Origin of the sequence: Pseudomonas sp. W2-17 (assembly GCF_041060445.1) — a bacterium.
In the GTDB taxonomy this organism is placed as follows: Bacteria; Pseudomonadota; Gammaproteobacteria; order Pseudomonadales; family Pseudomonadaceae; genus Aquipseudomonas.
On sequence record NZ_JAUFNS010000007.1, the window covers coordinates 248,983 to 270,087 of the forward strand.

The following is a 21,105-nucleotide window of genomic DNA, read 5'->3' on the forward strand; positions in this document are numbered from 1 at the left end:
CTCCTTGCGATGCAACCTGTCTCTCAGATGCCGCGTTCTTGACGAACGACACACTTTTGGAGGGGCCGAACAAGCGGCGGACTATACCACCGCTGTCGCACGCCGCCCAAGCTCCAACGTGTCGAGTCGTAAACAAAGAAGGGTATTAAGGACGGTGTGGAATTTTCGTACCCTCCGCCAGCCTTTATCACGCTGCTGCTGAAGGACGTCTCCGTTCATTAAACAAACAGCAACGATGAAGCGTGAGGCTTTTGAACATTGCCGCTATAATCCCCGGCCTTTCACCATGCGACCCCTTCCGATATGTCCAATGCGCGCAACCTGATTGAATCGGCACAGAGCACCATCCGCCTTGAAATAGAAGCCGTGGAAGGTTTGCTTGCGCATATAGATGCCGATTTCGTCAACGCGTGCGACATGATTCTGGGCAGTCAGGGCCGCGTGGTCGTGGTCGGCATGGGCAAGTCGGGGCATATCGGCAAGAAGATCGCCGCTACGTTGGCCAGTACCGGCACCCCGTCTTTTTTCGTGCACCCCGCCGAGGCCAGCCACGGCGACATGGGCATGATCACCAGCGCCGACATTATTCTGGCCCTGTCCAATTCGGGCACGACGGCCGAAATCGTCACGTTGCTGCCGCTGATCAAGCGGCTGGGCATCAAGATGATCAGCCTCACTGGCAACCCGGAATCAACACTGGCCAAGGCCGCTGACGTCAACCTCAATGCGCGGGTCGAAAAAGAAGCCTGCCCGTTGAATCTGGCGCCCACCTCCTCCACCACCGCGGCGCTGGTCATGGGCGACGCCCTGGCCGTTGCGCTGCTGGACGCCAGAGGCTTCACCGCTGAAGACTTCGCGTTTTCCCATCCGGGCGGTGCACTGGGTCGTCGGCTGCTGCTGAAGGTCGAGCATGTCATGCACACTGGCGCCAACCTGCCGCAGGTTGCGCGCGGCACGCCGCTTCGCGATTCGCTGATGGAAATGACCCGCAAGGGGCTTGGCATGACCGCCATTCTCGAGAGCGACGGCCGCCTAGCCGGTATCTTCACGGACGGCGACCTGCGTCGCACGCTGGATCGCCCGATCGACATACGCCAGGCGACCATCGATGAAGTCATGACCGTCCACGGCAAGACCGTGCGCCCGGAAATGCTCGCGGCCGAAGCCCTGAAAATCATGGAAGACAACAAGATCGGCGCACTCATCGTGGTCGACGAGAACGATCGCCCGGTTGGCGCGTTCAATCTTCAAGACCTGCTCCGCGCAGGAGTCATGTAAATGAGCGCCGATATGAATGACCTGATGCAACGCGGCAAGAACATCAAACTGGCGATCTTCGACGTCGATGGCGTACTCACCGACGGACGCCTGTACTTCCTCGAAGACGGCAGTGAATTCAAGACCTTCAACACCCTCGACGGCCAGGGCATCAAGATGCTCATCAACTCGGGTGTGACGACTGCCATCATCAGCGGACGCAAGACCCCCGTGGTTGAGCGGCGCGCGAAGAACCTCGGCATCGCTCACCTTTATCAGGGCCGCGAAGACAAACTCGTGGTCCTCGACGAGCTTTTGCAGCAACTGAATCTAAGCTACGAGCAGGTCGCGTACCTGGGCGACGATTTGCCTGATCTGCCGGTCATTCGCCGGGTGGGCCTGGGCATGGCCGTTGCCAATGCCGCAAGCTTTGTCCGCGAGCATGCCGACGGCACTACCCAGGCACGTGGCGGCGAAGGCGCTGCCCGCGAATTCTGCGAGTTGATCCTGAAGGCTCAGGGCAACCTCGAAGCGGCTCACGCCGCCTACCTATAGAAGTGCATTTATGCTGAGCAAAAAGTTTCGTACGTTTCTGCTGTTCGGTGTGCTGGCATTGCTGCTGGCGGCGGTCGGCTACTGGAACATCAGTCCGGAAAGCTTCCTCGATCAACCCAAGGCTGCCGTGGATGAGAGCGCCGTCGATTACTACGCGACCAACGCCCACAGCATCCAGTACCTGCCCGACGGGACCATGCAGTACGACATGACCGCCGACAAGGTCGAGCACTTGAAAGCCACCGACGTCACCCTGATGACCACGCCGGTGCTGCAGATGTATCGAGGATCTACCTTCCCGTGGCACGTACAGAGCGTTCGCGCAGAAGTATCGCCGGGGGGCGATCACGTCGAGCTGATCGACTCGGTGCGCATCAACCGCACCGACGAAAAAGACCGCACCACCATCATCACCAGCAGCCGCATGACTGTATTCCCGCAGAAGCAATATGCGGAAACTGCCCAACCCGTTAGAATCGACGGCCTTGGCGGTGTAACGACCGGCACGGGTATGAAAGCGTATCTGAAAGAAAGCAGGATGAACCTGCTATCCAACGTAAGAGGACAGTATGAGGCTCGTTAAAACCCTTCCTTTTTTGCTCGGCCTGGGCGCAGCACTGGGAAGCGCGAGCGCCTGGTCTCTGCCGACGGATCGCGATCAACCCATCCACATCCAGTCGGATGACGCGCAGCTTGACGACAAGCAAGGCATCGCCACCTACAAAGGCAATGTCATCATCACCCAGGGCACGATGAAGATCACCGGCAATACCGTGACCATCACCCGTACACCGCAAGGCGACGTGGACGTGTTCACGTCCGTGGGCAACCTGGCCTACTACGAGCAGAAGCCATCGGTGGACAAGCCGATCGTTCAGGCCTGGGGCGTTACTATCCAGTACTTCGCGGCCCAGAACCGCATCGTGCTGATCGACAAGGCCAAGGTGGTCAATGACGGCAACACGTCCGAAGGCGAGAAAATCGTCTATGACACCGTCAAGCAGGTCGTTAACGCCGGTCGTGCCAATGGCACCAAGGTCACTGCACCACGCCCTCGTATCGACATGGTCATCCAGCCGAAAAAGAAAACCGACCAGCAGAAGGCCCAGTAATGGCAACGCTGAAAGCCCAGCACCTGGCCAAGGCCTATAAAAGCCGCCAGGTCGTACGTGACGTCAGCCTGTCCATCGAGAGCGGCCAGATCGTCGGCCTGCTCGGCCCCAACGGCGCCGGCAAGACCACCTGTTTCTACATGATCGTCGGCCTGGTTCAAGCGGATCAGGGTCGCGTCCTGATCGACGACCAGGACGTCAGCCACCAACCGATGCACGGCCGTGCACGCGCCGGTATTGGCTACCTGCCACAAGAAGCGTCGATCTTCCGCAAGCTCTCCGTCTCGGACAATATCATGGCGATCCTGGAGACCCGTAAGGAACTCGATCGCGCTGCCCGCCGCAAGGAGCTGGAAAGCCTGCTGCAGGAATTTCACATCACCCACATTCGTGACAACCTGGGCATGAGCCTGTCGGGCGGCGAACGTCGCCGTGTGGAAATCGCACGCGCCCTCGCCACTTCGCCGAAATTCATCCTGCTCGACGAACCCTTCGCCGGTGTCGACCCGATTTCCGTAGGCGACATCAAGCAGATCATTCACCACCTCAAGGCCAAAGGGATCGGCGTGCTGATCACCGACCACAACGTGCGTGAGACGCTGGATATCTGCGAAACCGCTTACATCGTCAACGATGGACAGCTGATTGCCGAAGGCGACGCCGAATCCATCCTGGCCAACCAGTTGGTCAAGGAAGTGTACCTGGGTCACGAGTTCCGCCTGTAACCGCAGTGATGAAATGAGGTTGTGCGGTACCCCGCAACGTGCGCCATCGCCAACCTCGTTTTTTAATTGTCATCACACTCTAGGCAAACCCTCCAGCTTCAGGCATATAATTTGCTTAAGTTGGCGCCCTCGGCGCCCTGCTAGTAAATGGCGCGCAGTGCGCCGGCGAATAAGGTGTTAAGCCCTGCCATGAAACCTTCGCTAGTCTTGAGAATGGGCCAGCAGCTGACGATGACACCTCAGCTGCAACAGGCAATCCGCTTGCTTCAGTTGTCGACGCTGGATCTCCAACAGGAGATTCAGGAGGCGCTGGAGTCGAACCCGATGCTGGAACGGCAGGAGGAAGGCGACGATTTCGACAACGCCGACCCCTTGGCGGATAACGTAGAGCAAAAGCCCAACGCTGATGTTCAGGAACCCACCTACCAGGAATCGGCACCTACCGTCGACAATCTGGAGGACGGCGAATGGAACGAGCGCATTCCCAACGAGCTGCCCGTCGACACCGCGTGGGAAGACGTCTATCAGACCAGCGCCAGCAGCCTGCCCAGCAACGACGATGACGAGTGGGATTTCACCACCCGCACCTCCGTTGGCGAGAGCCTGCAAAGCCACCTGCTGTGGCAACTCAACCTGGCGCCAATGTCGGACACCGATCGCCTGATCGCCGTGACGCTGATCGACTGCATCAATAACCAGGGCTACCTCGACGAAACACTCGAAGAAATGCTCGACGCCTTCGACCCTGAGCTGGATATCGAGCTGGACGAAATCGAAGCCGTTCTGCACCGCATTCAGCAGTTCGAGCCTGCCGGCATCGGCGCGCGCAACCTGAGTGAATGCCTGCTCCTGCAGCTTCGCCAGCTGCCCGCCAAAACCAAGTGGCTGGCGGAAGCGCAGAAGCTGGTCAGCGACTACATCGATCTGCTCGGCAGCCGCGACTACGCGCAACTGATGCGCCGCATGAAGCTCAAGGAAGACGACCTGCGTCAGGTCATCGAACTGGTCCAGAGCCTCAACCCGCGCCCCGGCTCGCAGATCGAGTCCAGCGAAGCCGAATACGTCGTGCCTGACGTCATCGTGCGCAAGGACAACGAGCGCTGGCTGGTGGAACTGAACCAGGAATCCGTGCCGCGCCTGCGGGTCAATCCGCAGTACGCCGGTTTCGTGCGTCGCGCCGATACCAGCGCCGACAACACGTTCATGCGCAATCAGTTGCAGGAAGCTCGCTGGTTCATCAAGAGCCTGCAAAGCCGTAACGAGACGCTGATGAAGGTGGCGACGCAAATCGTCGAACACCAGCGAGGCTTCCTCGAGTACGGTGACGAGGCCATGAAGCCACTGGTTCTGCATGACATCGCCGAAGCGGTCGGCATGCACGAATCGACGATCTCCCGGGTGACCACGCAGAAATTCATGCACACCCCGCGCGGGATTTACGAACTCAAATATTTCTTTTCCAGCCACGTCAGCACCTCCGAAGGCGGCGAATGCTCGTCCACGGCGATTCGCGCGATCATCAAAAAACTGGTCGCCGCGGAAAATCAGAAAAAGCCGTTGAGTGACAGCAAGATCGCTGGTTTACTGGAAGCACAAGGCATTCAAGTGGCCCGTCGCACAGTCGCCAAGTACCGCGAATCCCTTGGGATCTCGCCGTCCAGCGAACGCAAGCGACTGATGTAGAGGTCACGCGTCAAAGCGTTCCAGTGGCAGGCATTACGCCTGCCTCTTAATGCACTGGCAACGAAGGAGAAGCTGTATGCAAGTCAACATCAGTGGACACCAGCTGGAAGTGACTGAACCTCTGCGTACCTACATCGGCGAGAAACTCGCCCGATTGGAACGCCACTTTGACAAGATCACGAATGTGCAGGTCACCATGGAGGTCGAGAAGCTCAAGCAGAAAATCGAAGCCACCTTGCACGTTCCTGGCGCTGAAGTGGTTGCCAACGCCGAACACGACGACATGTATGCAGCCATTGACCTGCTTGCCGACAAGCTTGACCGCCAACTCAAAAAACATAAGGAAAAACAGCAAAGTCTGCTGCAAGGCGCGACTGCTCGCTGACACTCCCCACCCATGATCCGACTTGAAAATATCCTGACCCCTGGCCGTTCACTCGTGAACGTGCCAGGCGGCAGCAAAAAAGCCGTACTCCAGAACATCGCCAAAATGATCGGCACACAAGTGCCTGATCTGGATGAGCAGGTCGTGTTTGACAGCCTCATTGCCCGCGAAAAGCTCGGCTCCACCGGGTTTGGTAATGGCATCGCCATTCCTCACTGCCGCCTGAAGGGCTGCTCAACGCCTGTCAGCGCCGTACTGCATCTCGAGAAACCCATCGATTTCGACGCCATCGACGGCGCACCGGTTGACCTGCTGTTTGTGCTGCTGGTCCCGGAAGCGGCCACCGATGCTCACCTTGAATTACTGCGCCAGATCGCCAGCATGCTCGACCGTGATGATGTGCGTAAGCGCCTGCGCAGTGCCAAAACCGACGAAGAGCTCTACAACGTCGTGCTCGACGTCCAGAACGGTCACTGATCATGCGGATGATCATCGTCAGCGGCCGCTCCGGCTCCGGCAAGAGCACGGCCCTCGATGTCCTTGAAGACAGCGGTTTCTACTGCGTCGACAATCTGCCCGCCGGCCTGCTTCCAGAGCTGGCGGAGCGCGCGCTGATCAATACCGAACTGGCTGAGCCCTTGCTGGCGGTCTCGATCGACGCGCGCAACCTGCCCAGTCACCTGACGCGATTCCCGCGCATGCTCGCCGAGGTTCGGGCCCGGCACATCCAGTGCGACGTGCTGTTTCTCGACGCCGATGAAGCCACCCTGCTCAAGCGCTTTTCCGAGACCCGCCGTCGTCACCCGCTGAGCACGGCAACCCGCTCGCTGGCCGAAGCGATTCGTGACGAAAAGACCCTGCTCGGCCCGATCATCGACCTGGCCGATCTGACGGTCGACACCACGCACCTGAATCTCTACCAGCTGCGCGACATTCTCAAACTGCGCCTGCTGAACAAACCCGAGCCGGGCACCGCCTTCCTCATCGAATCCTTCGGTTTCAAGCGCGGCATGCCCGTGGACGCCGATCTGGTGTTCGACGTGCGCTGCCTGCCGAATCCGTACTGGAAGCCCGAGCTGCGCGAGCAGTCCGGCCTCGACAAGCCGGTTGCCGATTACCTCGCGGCTCAACCGGACGTTGAAGAAATGTTCCAGGACATCTTTTCGTACCTCAATAAGTGGTTGCCGCGCTTCGCAGCCAGCAACCGCGCCTATGTCACTATTGCCATTGGCTGCACCGGCGGACACCACCGCTCCGTCTACCTGACCGAACGTCTGGGTCAGGTACTGCAGCAATCGCTCAAGAATGTTCAGGTCCGCCACCGCGACCTAAGCTGAAAGGACCTCCATCGCGATGCCCGCTCTAGAAATCACCATCATCAACAAGCTGGGTCTGCACGCCCGGGCCGCCGCCAAATTCGTGGGCGTCGCCGGCAAGTACCCTTGCCAGATCAGGGTCGGTCGCACGCCGGAGACCATGGTCGACGGCAAAAGCATCATGGCCGTCATGATGCTGGCTGCCGGCAAGGGCACCCTGATTCACTTGGCCACCGAAGGTGAAGAAGCCGATGCCGCGCTCGCGGGACTGGTTGAACTGATCAATAACAAGTTCGACGAAGGCGAATAAGCCTTACCGCTGCACGACGCTTTCATTACCCGTCAGAGATGATCGATGCCACTGACAGCCATGCCTCCATTTGCGCGAGGGATCAGATCAGGGTCCGAGAAGATGCTGATGCTGGGCAGCGCCCTGGCGGTGGCGGCCATTCTGGCTATCGTCACTTGGTTGTTGTTCAGGGAACTGAGTACGGCCAACGAAGCCGCCGTGCGCTCCGCAAACAACGTGGTGCAGTTGATCGACGCAGATGTGCAGCGTAACGCCGAGCTGTACGACACCTCTCTTCAGGGCCTGATCGCTGCATGGCGACGACCCGATGTCATGACGATCTCGCCTGAGTTACGGCAACTGGTGCTCTTCGACCGCGCTACGGCGGCACCCTACAAGGGCGATGTGGTGTTGCTCGACGAAGGCGGGCGCATCGTCGCCGACTCCACTTCGCTGACGCCTCGGCTGGACAACTTTTCCGATCGCCCGGGTTTTCAGAAACACCGTGACAGCGGCTCGCTGGCGTTATTAGTTGACGGACCGTTCCTGTCACGCTGGGGCTTCAAGGATTTGTGTATCAGCTTCAGTCGCCGCCTCCCCTCCGACAACGGCGAGTTCGTCGGCATTGCCAGTGCGTCAATGCGCCTGTCGTACTTCGATCAGCTGTTTCGGACGCTGGACATCGGCCCCACCAGCACCGTCAACCTGCTCAGCGCGGACGGTGTGCTCCTCGCCCGCCAACCCGATGAAAACAATCGCACCTTTGTCGGCCAGAACTTCAGCATGCGGCCCAACTTCAAACGCATCCTGAGGGAGATAAATGGCAGCTTTGCGGCGGTGTCCGAGCTCGACGGTGCCCAGCGGCTTTACACCTTCTCACGGGTTGGGGACTTGCCGTTGATCGTCGTGGTCGCTCAGTCGCGGGACGATGTTTACGCCGTGTGGAAACGCAACGCGTTGCTGGTGGCGGGCGCCACAGGTTTGCTGTGCATCGGGATTCTCTGGCTGTCGTGGCTATTGGGCCGCCAGCTGCGCCTGCGTCAGAACGCCGAACGCGAGCTGGCCGGGCTGGCTTCAACGGACGGGCTGACCGGTCTCGCCAACCGACGCAGGCTGGACCAAGTGCTCAAGCAGGAGTGGGCTCGCGGGATGCGTTCGGGAAGGCCTCTGGCGCTACTGATGATTGATGTGGACCACTTCAAAGCGTTCAATGACCGGCACGGGCATCATGGCGGCGACGTCGCGTTGCGCAGCGTTGCCCAGACGCTGGCCGCCAGCATCCGCAGGCCCGGTGACCTGGCCGCGCGTTATGGCGGTGAAGAATTCATGGTGGTGCTTCCGGAAACCGACAAGGCAGGTGCCTGTGTCATCGCAGACAAGCTGCGCCTGGCGATCGAAGCGCTGCCGCCGTTCGCTGACGACACAGTGCCCATCACCGTCAGCATTGGTGTCGCCACGCATCTGCCGGTGAACCAAGACGTGCCCGAGCTGCTGTTTCAGGCCGCGGACCGGGCCCTGTACCGCGCCAAGAAAAATGGCAGGAATTGCGTGGAATTCGAACCTTATGTCGCGCCCTCTACCGAATTGCAGGCGTAAAAAAACGCCAGACGGGCTGGCGTTTTTTCGAGCGGCTACAAATTACTTGTTGGCAGCACGGACGGTGTCACGCAGGGCTTTGACCTTGTCGTGGTTCGCCTGCACGCCCTGCAGCTGACGCTGGATCAGGGTAGTGACGTTGACTGGAAGGTTCTTCTCAGTCGCTTCCTGTGCGGCCTTTTTGTAAGCCTTCAGCGCGTGATCTTCACCGCTTTCGACTTCATTCAGGACTGCTTCGTCGTTCTTGCCACTCAAAGCGCTTTTCAGGTTGACCCAAAGACGGTGTGCGCCGCCAGCAATGCTGGACGAGTCTTCTGGATTGCCGCCCAGTGCACGGACTTCAGCTTGCAGCTCGGCAACGGAAGTCTTGCAGCCAGAAGAGCGGGAAAGCAGGTAAGCCTTGATTTCCGGGTTCTTGGCGTCTTCAGCAGCAGTGTGAAAACCTTTCTCACCGTCAATGCTGGTCTCGATCAAGTCATTCAGAATAGAGATGGCTTCTTTGTTGATATCCGACATTTTGCGGTTCCTTTCTGGCAGGTTTATCAAAGGTTTGGTCAACGAAACACTCGATGAAGGGAATATTGCACTGTGCATGCCAGCTTTTACCGATAAATAATTTTGTTATTTTTCAATAGGTTAACAATATCAAGCGACAGTTGCGCCGCGCTTTATGCATGATCTGTATGTTTGAGCAATTGCAGAATGCACGTATCTTTCAAGTTCACTCGAACGGATAAACGGTTATTGGATGAATCCAGAGAAACTAAAGCTGTTAGTCACACGCGAAATGCCGTTCGGCAAGTATCAGGGAAGGTTGCTGGCAGACTTGCCGGGCGATTACCTGAACTGGTTCGCTCGACAAGGTTTTCCGGCTGGAGAGTTGGGCAGCCTGTTGGCCCTGATGCATGAGATCGATCACAACGGCCTCTCGGCATTGCTGGACCCGCTGCGCACGCGGCCTCGCGAGCCGCTGCGCCAGGGCCCGCCGAAAGCCCCCATACGTTTCAACTAAACGCCCCTAGATAAAAGCGAGTCGCTTGATGAACAGCACTGCATACGCAATAACGGAATTGGCGGATGAACAGGCTCGGGACGAAGCGTTCTGGCAGCAGGTTGCGGCGCAGTACGACGTCGAGCCCGGGCCGGTCAATTTCGAATACGGCTATTTCGGCCGTATGACCCGCGCAGCACTCAAGGATTACGAGCAGAACCTCGCTTACGTCAATCGCAGCAACTCGGTCTACGTGCGGCAGAAATTCGATACCGAAGACAGCGAGACCATTCGCGCCGACCTTGCCGATCTGCTGGGCGTGCCAGTCCGCGAAGTGGCCCTCACCCGCTCCGCCTCCGAGTCGGTGCAGGCGCTGATTCGCAACTACAACGGCCTCGTGGCAGGCGACCAGGTGCTGGTCAGCGACCTGGATTACAACAGCGTGCAGACCGGCATGCGCTGGCTGGCGAAGAACCGTGGCGTGGAGGTGATCGAAATCACTCATCACCACCCTGCGAGCCATGATGGGTTGCTGCAGACCTACCGTGAAGCCTTTGCCGCACACCCACGCCTCAAGCTGATGGCGCTGACTTATGTCACCCACCGGACGGGACTGGTAATGCCGGTGAAAGCGATCGCCGACCTGGCCAAGGCCCACGGCATCGAAGTCATTCTGGATGGTGCCCACGCCTTGGGCCTGCTGGATTTCGAGCTGGCAGACCTTGGCGTGTCGTTCGCCGGCTTCAACCTGCAGAAGTGGATTGGCGCGCCACTGAGCCTGGGTTTCATCTACGTGAAGCAGGAACGCCTGAGCGCTATCGACCCTGACATGGCGGACGAGCGCTACGGCGCGGACGACATCCTCGGGCGCGTGCCCTACGGCACGCCGAACATTCCGGCCTTGATGACCCTGCCCAAAGTCTTCGCCGACCATCGTGCCATGGGCGGCGCACCGGCCAAAGGCGCACGTTTGGCCTATCTGCGAGACCTGTGGGTCACTCAAGCGCGCACCATCGAAGGCATCGACGTGTTGACGCCGGACGACCCTCGGCTCTATTGCGGGATCACGTCATTCCGCTTTAGCCGTCACGCGGATCAGGAACTCATGGTCAAGCGCCTGCTGGATGAGCACGGCATTTTTGCGGTGACGCGTGAAGGCTCGGCCTGCGGGACGTGCATCCGCATTACGCCGGGATTCACCACGTCGGCTAAGGACGTTGACCAGTTGGTGGCAGCACTCCGCGCACTGGCATAGGGTCAGCGCTAAAAGCCCGCGCCTGGATCAACACCTTCGGTAAGCCCCGGAAAAAAAGACGGCGCCTTCATGACGAAGGCGCCGTAAATCCATCGAGAAACGAACTACAAAGGAGCGGCAAAGATAAGCGCTCCTGCCACTGCCTGTGCGGTACATATGTATTGCGTATGAATAGCGCAAAAAAAAACGGCGTTCCCGACCAAGGAACACCGTTAAAAAGCCATGCAACGACGACTTCTGCAGCAACGCCCCGAAGGGCGCTATAAACGGATCATGCTCAGCAGTTAACCAGCCCCCACTTGAACGGAAGCTGTCGAAAGCCGAGCCTGACCGGCAAATTCAGGCTCAGTCGAACAACGCGATGGCTTCGGCCGTGGCGCCGGTAATCCGCTGCCAGTCGCCGTTCTTCACCCACGCGTTATCGATCATCCAGGTGCCGCCGACGCACATCACGTTAGGCAGCGCCATGTAGCTTTTCAGGTTGGCCGCACTGACGCCGCCGGTTGGGCAGAAGCGCACTTCCGGGAATGGACCGCCCAGCGCCTTGATTGCACCAACACCGCCACTGATTTCCGCCGGGAACAGCTTGAAGCGGCGATAACCCAGCGCGTAACCGATCATGATTTCCGAAGCGCTGCTGATGCCTGGCAGCAGCGGCAATTCGCTGAGCGCGGCGGCTTCCAGCAGATCCTGGGTGCTGCCGGGGGTGACGATGAACTGTGAACCCGCCTCCTCGGCCGCCTTGAGCATGTGGCGGTCGAGAATGGTGCCGGCGCCAACGCTCAGCTCCGGACGCGCATCACGCAGCATGCGAATGGCTTTGAGCCCGAACTCGGAGCGCAGGGTGATTTCCAGCGCATTCAAGCCGCCAGCGGCCAGGGCATCGGCCAGCGGCAGGACATCCTGTTCGCGGGCAATGGTAATGACCGGCAGAATTTTCGCTTTCGCGCAGAGCGCGTCGATCTGGGCAATCTTGCTCGCCATGCTATTCAACGGCTGTTTCACTTGGGTATTTTCCATGGCGGCTGATCCTTTGCTTATGGGCACCAGTAGATCTCTAGAGACGGGTTGAGGAACGCGCGCACCGGCATTTCGGCGAGGTCATCGCCTGCCAGTGCAGCGCGCAATGTGTCGAGTTTGGCCTGACCGGAGACGGACAGGATGGTGGTCGCTGCCGACGCCAGGACCGGACGCGTCAGGGTCAGGCGCTGATGCGGGACGGTCGGTGCGAGCATGGGCAGGCAACGACGGTCGCTGTTGAGGTCCAGCGCTTCCTTCAGGTGCGGGCTGTTGGGGAACAGCGACGCGGTATGCCCGTCATCGCCCATCCCCAGAATCAGCACATCAATCTTCGGCAGCGCCTTGAGCGCCTCGTCAGTCGCCGCTGCAGCTTCATCCACCGTCGTGGTCGGACGATAGAGGCTGAAGAATTCCGCTTGGGCCGCTGGTCCCTGAAGCAGGAAACGCTTGAGCAAGCCTTCGTTGCTGTCGGCGTGTTCGACGGGCACCCAACGCTCGTCGGCCAGACTGACGCAGACTTTCGACCACTCAAGTGGCTTCTGCGCCAGCGCCTTGAAAAACGCCACCGGGCTTTTGCCGCCGGACACCACCAACGTGGCCGTGCCGTGGGGGTTGCTGGAAATCGCAGCCGTCAAACGCCCGGCCACGTGATCGGCCAGCGCGTTCGCCAGCACTTCGGGGTTATCGAATTCGTGGGCCTTCAAACCCGCCGGAAATTCAAGTTCACATATCGCCATACCAGGACCTCCCGTCACGCGTAATCAAAGCAATGGAGCTCATCGGCCCCCAGGAACCAGCGGGGTAAGGTTTGGGCGCGTCGCCTGCCTTTTTCCAGCCGGCGATCAACTGGTCGCACCATTGCCAGGCGTATTCGATTTCGTCTTTGCGGACAAACAGGTTCTGATTGCCCCGCATGACCTCCAGCAACAACCGCTCGTAGGCGTCCGGCACACGGGCGCTGCGGTAGGCATCGGAGAAACTCAGTTGCAACGGATTGCTGCGCAGCTGCATGCCTTTGTCCAGGCCCTGATCCTTGGTCATCACTTGCAGCGAGATGCCTTCATCGGGCTGCAGGCGGATGATCAGGCGGTTGCTGATCTGCAAGCGCTGCTCAGGGGCGAAGATATAATGCGGCGGCTCTTTGAAGTGGATCACGATCTGCGACAGCTTCTGCGGCATGCGCTTGCCGGTACGCAGATAGAACGGCACGCCCGACCAGCGCCAGTTACGGATATCGGCACGAATGGCGACGAAGGTTTCCGTGTCGCTCTGGGTATTGGAGTTTTCTTCCTCCAGATAACCCGGCACCGGCTTACCCTCGCTGTAGCCAGCGATGTACTGACCGCGCACCACCTGGGTGGCCAGACGCTCCGGCGTGAACGGCGCCAGTGCCTTGAGCACTTTCACCTTCTCGTCACGAATACTGTCGGCGGACAGGTCGCTGGGCGGGTCCATCGCGATCAGGCACAGCAGCTGCAACAGGTGGTTCTGAATCATGTCGCGCAGTTGACCGGCTTGGTCGAAATAGCCCCAGCGCCCTTCGATACCGACTTTCTCCGCCACGGTGATTTCCACGTGGGAGATATGGTTCTGGTTCCACTGTGTCTCGAACAGGCTGTTGGCAAAACGCAGGGCAATGAGGTTCTGCACCGTGTCCTTGCCCAGGTAGTGGTCGATCCGGTAAATGCGGGTTTCAGGCAGAAACTTGGCAACGGCATCGTTGACGCGACGGGACGACGCGAGGTCATGTCCGATGGGCTTTTCCAGCACGGCGCGGGTGCGATCGGTCAGGCCAACCAGCGCGAGGTTTTCGCAGATGGCGCCATAGACCGACGCCGGGGTCGCGAAGTAGGCAATCATGGTCGGCGCGTCGCCCACGGCTTCGGCGAGCGCGACGTAATCCTCGCCCTTGAGGAAGTCCACGTGCAGGTAACTCAGGCGGGCCTGAAAACGCTCCACGTGTTCGGTCTCAAGCTGCGCCTCGGGGACGAAGCGACGCAGGCTTTTATCAATGTAAGCCAGGTGCTCCTCAGGAGTCCCCGGCTCACGGGCCAACGCAATAATTCGGGTCTCGGCATGCAGCAGTCCAGCTCGATCAAGCTGGTACAACGCAGGAAACAGTTTGCGTACCGCCAGGTCACCCAAGGCGCCAAACAACGCAAAAGTGCACGGTTCAACCGTAATCGAGAGCATAATGTTGGTTCTTTTATCAAGTTAAGCTACAAATACCTTTTTTAAAGGCGTTACTCAAGGCCGAATGTAGTAATAACCACAACATTCCCACCTTAACCACATTAGAGTGGTGATCACCACAGGCCCTCAGTACGATAGGCCACCTTTGCGACAGGCTAAAGGCCGAAATTCCCTCACTGCAAATAAAGGCCTGTCGACCGGCCTGTCGCCGTTTCATCAGAAGGACAAACAATGGACCGCGTACGCAATCTTCTGGAGCAGATCCAGAGTCGTCTGGAAGAGCTGAACAAGGCCGAGCGCAAGGTCGCCGAGGCGATTCTGAGCAATCCGCAGCAGGCCACCCGGTTCAGCATCGCTGCGCTGGCGCAGGCCGCGAAGGTCAGTGAACCGACGGTCAACCGTTTCTGCCGCTCGTTTGATGTCAGCGGCTATCCCGAGCTGAAGCTGCAACTGGCCCAGAGCCTGGCCAGCGGCGCCGCCTATGTGAGCCGCGCGGTGGAAGCCGATGACAACCCGGAAGCCTACACTCGCAAGATCTTCGGCAGCGCCATCGCGTCCCTCGACAGCGTGTGCCAGGTGCTTGATCCCAACCTGATCAGCAAAGCGGTCGACTTGTTGATTCAGGCCCGGCAGATCCACTTCTTCGGCCTGGGCGCTTCGGCACCGGTCGCACTGGACGCTCAGCATAAATTCTTTCGTTTCAATCTCGCCGTCACGGCCCACGCCGACGTACTGGTGCAGCGCATGCTGGCGTCGGTGGCGCACACCGGCGAGCTGTTCGTGATCATTTCCTACACCGGGCGCACCCGCGAGCTGGTCGAAGTGGCGCGCATCGCCCGGGAGAACGGCGCGTCGGTGTTGGGCCTGACCGCTGCCGACTCGCCATTGGCGAAGGCCAGCACGTTGAGCCTGAACATTCCGCTACCGGAAGACACCGACATCTATATGCCCATGACGTCGAGGATCGTCCAGCTGACGGTGCTGGATGTGCTGGCGACCGGCATGACCCTGCGTCGGGGCGTCGACTTCCAGCCGCACTTGCGCAAGATCAAGGAAAGCCTGAACGCAAGCCGGTATCCGGCGGACGATGAGCTGAATTAAAGGAACGCCTCATTTGCAGGCGATCCCCCGCTCCCACACTCAGTGAACCAGGCTTGCCTGCAGGCTTAAGCTGGCGTGCTGCCCGGGCGCCAGGCTCAGGCAATCATCCACACCTGACGCCGCCTCGACGCGCAAGAAACCCATCGCTTCATCGCCGCCCACGCCGAGCAAGGGTCGGCTGCCGGGGTGCCAGACAACGGTGCTGTCGCTGTCGCCCGTGTCGATGCTCAAACGCCGCTGCCAGGCGTCGTCCTGCAACTCAAGCAGGCCGGCGTGCTCGAACACCCGCTGACAACTGCCGTGAACCCGAAGCTCGCCCCTCTGCTCGCAGGCGCTGCGGCTGAGTTCGTCGTAACCGTGGGCACCGTCGAGCCCCTGCAACGCGACGTCCGCCACATCGCTGATGCGCCAGTAGGCGTGCAAGCCATGGCCGAAGTGACAGGGCTCGCTGTCGTCGTGACGCGTCTCCAGGCGCAGGTCCATCGAATGCCCGAGCTCGGCATAAAGATCGGCCTGCCAGTCCCATAATTTGAGTTGCCAGCGCAATGTGACGCCCGCCTCATGCTCGTGGCTTTCGACCAGTTTCCAGTCGAGCAGTCGGCCCCAGCCGTTGGCCGGCCAACCGCTCTCCCCCGGATGACGCCCGACCCAGGGCCAACTGACCGGCACGCCACCGCGGATCGCGCCGACCAGGGGCCAGTGGGCGGCACACCACAGCCAGGGCTTCTGCCCGGCAGGTTCAAAATGCAACAGCTGAGCGCCCTGCCGACTGAACACGGCCTGGCACTGCGCATGATTGATCACCAGCACATCACGCTGTTGGTAGCGTTCCCACTGAAAGGTTGGTTGCGGTCGCACCGAGGTGAAGAAACGCTGAAGAGGGTGCTCGGTTGAGCCGGGGTCCCTGAAGGGCATCGTTGTCGCACTCCAGATGGCGTTCACTTGTCACGCGAGAAAAAATGCCCCGAACGCGGAGCCATTGCTACGGAATAAATAGCGCGAAAAAAAACGGGCAGCTTGGCTGCCCGTAAAGCACACACGACCCTTGATCGTTTGTGGAGCGCGGAGGAGCGTCCGCTTTAACTTAGAACTTCGACTGAATCTTGATACCGGCAACCAGTGCGTTCTGGACTTCGTCCACACCGCCCGGGCTCTTCACGTACTGCAGGTTGGGACGCACGGTCAGCCAGTCGGTTACATGCACGCCGTAGTAGATTTCCGAGTTGTATTCGGTCTTCTGGATCGGCAGGTAGCCTGGGTTGTCGTAGTCTTCGATACCGTTGACGGCGTTGACCAGGCGACGGTTGTCCTGGGCATCATCGTTCACGTGGATACGCGCGACGCCGATACCGATGTCATCCTTCGGACGTGCATCGAACGGGCCTTTGTAGACGAAGCCGACCTGCTGGTAGTTGTCGACGAAGTTGGTGGCTTTGTCATGCACGGTCGCGTTGGCGAAAATGCTCAGGCCACGGGATGCGTCGCCGTTGTGCGCGGTCAGCTGTTGCTGAGCCACGACCCACCAGCCGTGCTTGTCTTTGTGGGACTTGAAGTCACCGCCGGCGATTGCCTGAGGCTGACCGTTTTCGTTCTCGTAGAGATCGTTGGCGCTCGGGTTACTCACGTAGTAGCCCAGACGGTATTCGCCTGGCAGCGAGTTGACGTTTGGCGACCACACCACTTCAACCGGTACGACGGTGCCTTTGGAGCCGCTGCCGCTGAGTTTGAAGCTGTTGCCGGTTTCGAGGTACGAAGGGTTCTGCTCGTAGACGCCGATCTGGGCGAACAACTCAGGCGTGATGTTGTACTTCACGCGGGCAGCCCACTGGCTGACAGGCCAGTTGTACCAGGTGTTGACGTAGTTACCGACCTGCGAGCCGCAGAACGAAAGGTTCTGGAAGTCGCAAGGGAAGCTGTTGAAGTCTTCGCCTTCACCGAAACGACCAACCTTGATGTCCAGCTTGCCGTCGAAGTACTTTTGCTTGACCCACATCTGGGTCAGACGCCAGGTCTGGCCACGACCCCAGACTTCCTGAGAGGAGCTGAGCGTGCCGGCACGCGGATCGCCGATACGGTCGTTGGAGATGTTGTTGCCGCTACGCTCGGTGATCGCGAGCTTGAACTCTGCGTCGTGCCAGCCGAGGATTTTTTGCAGGTCCATTTGTACGCCGAACGCAAACTGGTCGCTGTAGCGGCCGGTTCTGTCGTCGTTATAACCACCGTTGAGGTTGGAGGCGGCTTCGCCTACGTACTCGATCGGGAAGTCGTAACCCTTGTCGTACAGCTCTTGACGCAGGCCACCCCAGTCACCGGTCATGTGCTCGCTGGCTTTGAAAGGCTCCATTGCTGACGCCGTTCCGGAAATCGTCAACGCGCTCAGGACAGACAACCCACCGATCAGTTGAAACTGGTTAAGCGACTTGTTACGTACCTTTTTCATCCCTTGGATCCTCGTTTTATTGTTATTAGCTTTTGAACAGCGTTGTAACCACGTACATCGTGTGCATGACGGGTTTTGTACGGCAGACATCCACCCGTCACAGGTGCTCGTTTGTGCAGTGCTCCTGCACGTCGGGATCAGTTGCGGTTGAGCCGCGTGACATTCCCCATGTTCTCCACCGACTGACTCGGTGCCAGGACGCCAAGGCGCTCGCCGGTTTTGGCGTCGAACAGCAGAACCTTCGCCGGATCGAACTGCAACGTCAAGGTCTCGCCCACAGCGGGTGCAATATCCGGCGCCAGACGGCAGCAGACCTTGCTCTCGTTGAGGGTAACGAATACCAGCGTATCCGGGCCAGTCGGCTCGGTCACCTGGACTTCGGCGCGAATGGTCGGCAGACCGGCAGCATCACCGGACGCTAGCACGATCTGCTCGGGACGCAGGCCCAAAATCACCTCACGGTCCTCAAGACCGGCGTCGTTCATGCTCATCGGCAGCTCGCAACGGGCCTGACCGCTGTCGAGCAGTGCGACGAGGCGACCGTCCTTGCGTTGCAGACGCAGCGGGATGAAATTCATGGGCGGCGAGCCGATAAAGCTGGCCACGAACAGGTTGGCCGGATCGTTGTAGATCTGCTTCGGCGTGCCGAACTGCTGAATGATGCCGTCCTTCATGACCGCCACTTTGTCGCCCAGGGTCATGGCTTCGATCTGGTCGTGGGTCACGTAGACCGTGGTGGTCTTCAGGCGTTGGTGCATCAGCTTCATTTCGGTACGCATCTCGACGCGCAGCTTCGCATCGAGGTTGGAAAGCGGCTCGTCGAACAGGTAAATCTTCGGACGACGGGCCAGCGCCCGGCCCATGGCCACGCGCTGTTGCTGACCACCCGAGAGTTGCCCCGGCTTGCGATTGAGCAGGTGTTCGATCTGCAGCAGCTTGGCGACCCGCGCGACTTCGGCGTCGATGTCGGCCTGATTCATCTTGCGAATCTTCAGCCCAAATTCGATGTTCTCGCGCACGCTCATGGTCGGGTACAGCGCGTAGGACTGGAACACCATCGCGATGTCGCGATCCTTCGGGCTCATGCCGCTGACGTCCTGTTCACCGATCATGATCGCGCCGCCGGTAATGTTTTCCAGCCCGGCGATGCAGTTCATCAGGGTTGACTTACCGCAGCCCGAAGGCCCGACCAGAATCAGGAACTCGCCTTCTTTGATCGAGAGTTCGATGTTCTTCAGGGTGTCCGGCAGACCGGCCCCGTACGTCTTGTTTACATTGCGTAGTTCAAGCGTTGCCATGATTACCCCTTGACTGCGCCGGCCGTGAGCCCGCGCACGAAATACTTGCCTGCGACCACGTAGACCAGCAGGGTCGGCAGACCGGCGATCATCGCCGCCGCCATATCAACGTTGTATTCCTTGACGCCTGTGCTGGTATTCACCAGGTTGTTCAGCGCGACCGTGATTGGCTGCGAATCACCGCTGGAGAACACCACGCCGAACAGGAAGTCGTTCCAGATCTGGGTGAACTGCCAGATCAGGCAGACCATGATGATCGGCGTCGACATCGGCAGAATAATCCGACGGAAAATGGTGAAAAAGCCGGCGCCATCCAGTCGTGCCGCTTTCACCAGAGCGTCCGGAATACTCACGTAGTAGTTGCGGAAGAACAGCGTGGTGAACGCCAGACCGTAAACGACGTGGACGAACACGAGACCGGTGGTGGTGCTCGCCAGGCCCATTTTGCCCAGTGTGAAAGACGCCGGCAGCAGGACGGTCTGGAACGGCAGGAAGCAGCCGAACAGCAGCAGACCGAAAAACAACTGCGAACCGCGGAAGCGCCACATCGACAGCACGTAGCCGTTCAGCGCACCAATGGTGGTAGAGATCAGCACCGCGGGAACGGTGATCAGGAACGAGTTCCAGAAGTAACCTTTCACCGTCGCCCAGGCTTTGATCCAGCCGATGGCCGTCACTTCGGTTGGCCAACTGAGCAAGTTGCCGCTGCCGATGTCTTCCGGCGACTTGAAGCTGGTCAACAGCATGACCACCAACGGCACCAGATAAATGAATACCGCAACGATCAGCACCGCATAGATGGCGACGCGACTCAGGCTGAGCGCGGGCTTGTTGGCAAGACTAGTCATTGCGCTTGGCCCTCAGCTCGGAATACAGATAAGGCACAAGGATGGCGAGAATCGCGCCGAGCATCAGGATCGCGCTGGCGGAACCCATGCCCATCTGGCCACGGCTGAAGGTAAAGGAGTACATGAACATCGCAGGCAAGTCGGACGAGTAGCCCGGGCCACCGGCCGTCATGGCAGCGACCAGGTCGAAGCTCTTGATGGCGATGTGCGCCAGAATCATGACCGCACTGAAGAACACCGGACGCAGGCTTGGCAGCACGACCTTCCAGTAGATTTTCGGCATGCTTGCGCCGTCGATCTGCGCGGCGCGGATGATCGACTGATCAACGCCACGAAGGCCGGCCAGGAACATCGCCATGATGAAGCCCGACGCCTGCCATACGGCAGCGATCACCAGGCAGTAAACGACGCGGTCCGGATCGATCAGCCAGTCCAGGCGAAAGCCTTCCCAGCCCCAGTCACGCAGCAGTTTGTCCAGGCCCATGCCCGGGTTGAGCAGCCATTTCCAGGCCGTACCGGTGACGATCATCGACAGCGCCATCGGGTACAGATAAATGGTGCGGATGAAGCCTTCGCGGCGGATGCGCTGGTCCAGAAAGACCGCCAGCAGCACGCCGACCACCATGCTGATGCCGATGAACATGCCACCGAACACCGCGAGGTTTTTGCTGGCTACCCACCAGCGGTCGTTGTCGAACAGCCGCGCGTATTGCGCCAGACCCACGAATTTGTAGGTCGGCAAGAAAGTCGAGTTGGTGAACGACAGAACGAACGTCCACAGGATATAGCCGTAGAAGCCCACCAATACGATGAACATGCTGGGCGCCAGCACCAGTTTGGGTAGCCAGCGCTGCAGTGCATCGAACGGCGAGGCTTTGCTGAACACAGCAACAGAACTCATGGTGAAATCCAGTACAGAAGAATGAAGAGTGCAAACACGGCGCCGTCTGTGGGAGTGGGGGGGGGGGGGGGGGGGGGGGGGGGGGGGGGGGGGGGGGGGGGGGGGGGGGGGGCGGGGGGGGGGGGCGGGGCGGCGGGGGG

23 protein-coding genes are annotated in these 21,105 nt (G+C 59.6%); 14 read left to right on the forward strand and 9 right to left on the reverse strand.

What is annotated here, in order from left to right; genetic code table 11:
• The first annotated feature begins 303 nt into the window (after positions 1–303).
• From QWI20_RS11575 to QWI20_RS11625, 11 genes are all read left to right on the forward strand, one after another.
• The gene (locus QWI20_RS11575) at positions 304–1,278 is read left to right on the forward strand and encodes a KpsF/GutQ family sugar-phosphate isomerase (protein WP_282369013.1); all 975 of its coding nucleotides are present in this window, start codon (positions 304–306) and stop codon (positions 1,276–1,278) included.
• A complete protein-coding gene (gene kdsC, locus QWI20_RS11580; RefSeq protein ID WP_369305592.1) occupies positions 1,279–1,812 on the forward strand; it encodes a 3-deoxy-manno-octulosonate-8-phosphatase KdsC in 534 nt (177 codons plus the stop codon). It abuts the gene before it with no gap.
• A 10-nt stretch (positions 1,813–1,822) separates the two neighbouring features.
• A complete protein-coding gene (lptC, locus tag QWI20_RS11585; RefSeq protein ID WP_192171786.1) occupies positions 1,823–2,395 on the forward strand; it encodes an LPS export ABC transporter periplasmic protein LptC in 573 nt (190 codons plus the stop codon).
• Positions 2,382–2,924 (forward strand): lipopolysaccharide transport periplasmic protein LptA, encoded by a 543-nt coding sequence (gene lptA, locus QWI20_RS11590; RefSeq protein WP_037014791.1) that lies wholly within the window; start codon positions 2,382–2,384, stop codon positions 2,922–2,924. The genes lptC and lptA overlap by 14 nt, the downstream gene beginning before the upstream one ends.
• Positions 2,924–3,649, forward strand: a complete 726-nt coding sequence (gene lptB / locus QWI20_RS11595; protein ID WP_074884367.1) for an LPS export ABC transporter ATP-binding protein — start codon at positions 2,924–2,926, stop codon at positions 3,647–3,649. Before lptA ends, lptB begins: the two co-directional genes overlap by 1 nt.
• 189 nt (positions 3,650–3,838) lie before the next feature.
• A complete protein-coding gene (locus QWI20_RS11600) occupies positions 3,839–5,332 on the forward strand; it encodes an RNA polymerase factor sigma-54 (protein ID WP_369305593.1) in 1,494 nt (497 codons plus the stop codon).
• 76 nt (positions 5,333–5,408) lie between these two features.
• The gene (raiA, locus tag QWI20_RS11605; RefSeq protein WP_037014798.1) at positions 5,409–5,717 is read left to right on the forward strand and encodes a ribosome-associated translation inhibitor RaiA; all 309 of its coding nucleotides are present in this window, start codon (positions 5,409–5,411) and stop codon (positions 5,715–5,717) included.
• 12 nt (positions 5,718–5,729) lie between these two features.
• Positions 5,730–6,194: a PTS IIA-like nitrogen regulatory protein PtsN gene (gene ptsN, locus QWI20_RS11610; RefSeq protein ID WP_369305594.1), complete on the forward strand. Its 465-nt coding sequence runs from the start codon at positions 5,730–5,732 to the stop codon at positions 6,192–6,194.
• 2 nt (positions 6,195–6,196) lie between these two features.
• Entirely contained in the window at positions 6,197–7,054 is an 858-nt protein-coding gene (gene rapZ, locus QWI20_RS11615; protein ID WP_192171789.1) for an RNase adapter RapZ, read from the forward strand.
• A 16-nt stretch (positions 7,055–7,070) separates the two neighbouring features.
• Positions 7,071–7,343: an HPr family phosphocarrier protein gene (locus tag QWI20_RS11620; protein WP_065992070.1), complete on the forward strand. Its 273-nt coding sequence runs from the start codon at positions 7,071–7,073 to the stop codon at positions 7,341–7,343.
• Between the two features lie 102 nt (positions 7,344–7,445).
• Positions 7,446–8,918: a diguanylate cyclase gene (locus QWI20_RS11625; RefSeq protein WP_369305595.1), complete on the forward strand. Its 1,473-nt coding sequence runs from the start codon at positions 7,446–7,448 to the stop codon at positions 8,916–8,918.
• 42 nt (positions 8,919–8,960) lie between these two features.
• Here the strand turns inward: QWI20_RS11625 and QWI20_RS11630 are convergent, their stop codons facing one another.
• Positions 8,961–9,434: a PA2169 family four-helix-bundle protein gene (locus QWI20_RS11630; RefSeq protein WP_172609605.1), complete on the reverse strand. Its 474-nt coding sequence runs from the start codon at positions 9,432–9,434 to the stop codon at positions 8,961–8,963.
• Positions 9,435–9,666: 232 nt separating this feature from the next.
• Between QWI20_RS11630 and QWI20_RS11635 the strand changes: the two genes are divergently transcribed.
• Together QWI20_RS11635 and QWI20_RS11640 are read left to right on the forward strand one after the other, a co-directional pair.
• Positions 9,667–9,930: a DUF3820 family protein gene (locus QWI20_RS11635; RefSeq protein WP_192171792.1), complete on the forward strand. Its 264-nt coding sequence runs from the start codon at positions 9,667–9,669 to the stop codon at positions 9,928–9,930.
• A gap of 28 nt (positions 9,931–9,958) precedes the next feature.
• Positions 9,959–11,164 carry an aminotransferase class V-fold PLP-dependent enzyme gene (locus QWI20_RS11640; RefSeq protein WP_369305596.1) on the forward strand — a complete coding sequence of 402 codons (1,206 nt, stop codon included), beginning with the start codon at positions 9,959–9,961 and terminating at the stop codon, positions 11,162–11,164.
• A gap of 345 nt (positions 11,165–11,509) precedes the next feature.
• On the opposite strand, the gene QWI20_RS11645 is transcribed toward QWI20_RS11640, so the two are convergent.
• The 3 genes from QWI20_RS11645 to zwf are packed head-to-tail and all read right to left on the reverse strand — an operon-like array spanning position 11,510 to position 14,377.
• Positions 11,510–12,184: a bifunctional 4-hydroxy-2-oxoglutarate aldolase/2-dehydro-3-deoxy-phosphogluconate aldolase gene (locus tag QWI20_RS11645; RefSeq protein WP_369305597.1), complete on the reverse strand. Its 675-nt coding sequence runs from the start codon at positions 12,182–12,184 to the stop codon at positions 11,510–11,512.
• 17 nt (positions 12,185–12,201) lie between these two features.
• The gene (gene pgl / locus QWI20_RS11650; protein ID WP_369305598.1) at positions 12,202–12,921 is read right to left on the reverse strand and encodes a 6-phosphogluconolactonase; all 720 of its coding nucleotides are present in this window, start codon (positions 12,919–12,921) and stop codon (positions 12,202–12,204) included.
• Positions 12,908–14,377, reverse strand: a complete 1,470-nt coding sequence (gene zwf / locus QWI20_RS11655; RefSeq protein WP_122535895.1) for a glucose-6-phosphate dehydrogenase — start codon at positions 14,375–14,377, stop codon at positions 12,908–12,910. The genes pgl and zwf overlap by 14 nt, the downstream gene beginning before the upstream one ends.
• Positions 14,378–14,608: 231 nt before the next feature.
• Here zwf and QWI20_RS11660 point away from each other — a divergent pair, with 231 nt between their 5' ends.
• Complete coding sequence (locus QWI20_RS11660) at positions 14,609–15,478, forward strand: MurR/RpiR family transcriptional regulator (RefSeq protein WP_065992054.1); 870 nt, start codon at positions 14,609–14,611, stop codon at positions 15,476–15,478.
• Between the two features lie 39 nt (positions 15,479–15,517).
• Here QWI20_RS11660 and QWI20_RS11665 read toward each other — a convergent pair whose 3' ends face one another.
• The 5 genes from QWI20_RS11665 to QWI20_RS11685 all read right to left on the reverse strand — a co-directional run bounded on the left by QWI20_RS11665 (position 15,518) and on the right by QWI20_RS11685 (position 20,965).
• Positions 15,518–16,393 carry a D-hexose-6-phosphate mutarotase gene (locus QWI20_RS11665; protein WP_369305599.1) on the reverse strand — a complete coding sequence of 292 codons (876 nt, stop codon included), beginning with the start codon at positions 16,391–16,393 and terminating at the stop codon, positions 15,518–15,520.
• A gap of 169 nt (positions 16,394–16,562) precedes the next feature.
• The gene (locus tag QWI20_RS11670; RefSeq protein ID WP_369305600.1) at positions 16,563–17,918 is read right to left on the reverse strand and encodes a carbohydrate porin; all 1,356 of its coding nucleotides are present in this window, start codon (positions 17,916–17,918) and stop codon (positions 16,563–16,565) included.
• A gap of 137 nt (positions 17,919–18,055) precedes the next feature.
• Positions 18,056–19,216: an ABC transporter ATP-binding protein gene (locus QWI20_RS11675; RefSeq protein WP_369305601.1), complete on the reverse strand. Its 1,161-nt coding sequence runs from the start codon at positions 19,214–19,216 to the stop codon at positions 18,056–18,058.
• A 2-nt stretch (positions 19,217–19,218) separates the two neighbouring features.
• Positions 19,219–20,064: a carbohydrate ABC transporter permease gene (locus QWI20_RS11680; RefSeq protein WP_133772127.1), complete on the reverse strand. Its 846-nt coding sequence runs from the start codon at positions 20,062–20,064 to the stop codon at positions 19,219–19,221.
• A complete protein-coding gene (locus tag QWI20_RS11685) occupies positions 20,057–20,965 on the reverse strand; it encodes a carbohydrate ABC transporter permease (RefSeq protein WP_037014845.1) in 909 nt (302 codons plus the stop codon). Before QWI20_RS11685 ends, QWI20_RS11680 begins: the two co-directional genes overlap by 8 nt.
• Between the last annotated feature and the right edge of the window lie 140 nt (positions 20,966–21,105).

Excerpts from the sequence above, each read along its gene's own strand:
- rapZ (WP_192171789.1), top strand. The coding sequence starts at position 6,197 with ATGCGGATGATCATCGTCAGCGGCCGCTCCGGCTCCGGCAAGAGCACG.
- QWI20_RS11665 (WP_369305599.1), bottom strand. The coding sequence starts at position 16,393 with ATGCCCTTCAGGGACCCCGGCTCAACCGAGCACCCTCTTCAGCGTTTC.
- lptA (WP_037014791.1), top strand. The coding sequence starts at position 2,382 with ATGAGGCTCGTTAAAACCCTTCCTTTTTTGCTCGGCCTGGGCGCAGCA.
- QWI20_RS11640 (WP_369305596.1), top strand. The coding sequence starts at position 9,959 with ATGAACAGCACTGCATACGCAATAACGGAATTGGCGGATGAACAGGCT.
- QWI20_RS11635 (WP_192171792.1), top strand. The coding sequence starts at position 9,667 with ATGAATCCAGAGAAACTAAAGCTGTTAGTCACACGCGAAATGCCGTTC.
- QWI20_RS11620 (WP_065992070.1), top strand. The coding sequence starts at position 7,071 with ATGCCCGCTCTAGAAATCACCATCATCAACAAGCTGGGTCTGCACGCC.
- lptB (WP_074884367.1), top strand. The coding sequence starts at position 2,924 with ATGGCAACGCTGAAAGCCCAGCACCTGGCCAAGGCCTATAAAAGCCGC.
- ptsN (WP_369305594.1), top strand. The coding sequence starts at position 5,730 with ATGATCCGACTTGAAAATATCCTGACCCCTGGCCGTTCACTCGTGAAC.
- QWI20_RS11660 (WP_065992054.1), top strand. The coding sequence starts at position 14,609 with ATGGACCGCGTACGCAATCTTCTGGAGCAGATCCAGAGTCGTCTGGAA.
- QWI20_RS11625 (WP_369305595.1), top strand. The coding sequence starts at position 7,446 with ATGCTGATGCTGGGCAGCGCCCTGGCGGTGGCGGCCATTCTGGCTATC.
- pgl (WP_369305598.1), bottom strand. The coding sequence starts at position 12,921 with ATGGCGATATGTGAACTTGAATTTCCGGCGGGTTTGAAGGCCCACGAA.
- QWI20_RS11680 (WP_133772127.1), bottom strand. The coding sequence starts at position 20,064 with ATGACTAGTCTTGCCAACAAGCCCGCGCTCAGCCTGAGTCGCGTCGCC.
- QWI20_RS11630 (WP_172609605.1), bottom strand. The coding sequence starts at position 9,434 with ATGTCGGATATCAACAAAGAAGCCATCTCTATTCTGAATGACTTGATC.
- kdsC (WP_369305592.1), top strand. The coding sequence starts at position 1,279 with ATGAGCGCCGATATGAATGACCTGATGCAACGCGGCAAGAACATCAAA.
- QWI20_RS11675 (WP_369305601.1), bottom strand. The coding sequence starts at position 19,216 with ATGGCAACGCTTGAACTACGCAATGTAAACAAGACGTACGGGGCCGGT.
- zwf (WP_122535895.1), bottom strand. The coding sequence starts at position 14,377 with ATGCTCTCGATTACGGTTGAACCGTGCACTTTTGCGTTGTTTGGCGCC.
- QWI20_RS11685 (WP_037014845.1), bottom strand. The coding sequence starts at position 20,965 with ATGAGTTCTGTTGCTGTGTTCAGCAAAGCCTCGCCGTTCGATGCACTG.
- QWI20_RS11670 (WP_369305600.1), bottom strand. The coding sequence starts at position 17,918 with ATGAAAAAGGTACGTAACAAGTCGCTTAACCAGTTTCAACTGATCGGT.
- QWI20_RS11575 (WP_282369013.1), top strand. The coding sequence starts at position 304 with ATGTCCAATGCGCGCAACCTGATTGAATCGGCACAGAGCACCATCCGC.
- lptC (WP_192171786.1), top strand. The coding sequence starts at position 1,823 with ATGCTGAGCAAAAAGTTTCGTACGTTTCTGCTGTTCGGTGTGCTGGCA.
- raiA (WP_037014798.1), top strand. The coding sequence starts at position 5,409 with ATGCAAGTCAACATCAGTGGACACCAGCTGGAAGTGACTGAACCTCTG.
- QWI20_RS11600 (WP_369305593.1), top strand. The coding sequence starts at position 3,839 with ATGAAACCTTCGCTAGTCTTGAGAATGGGCCAGCAGCTGACGATGACA.
- QWI20_RS11645 (WP_369305597.1), bottom strand. The coding sequence starts at position 12,184 with ATGGAAAATACCCAAGTGAAACAGCCGTTGAATAGCATGGCGAGCAAG.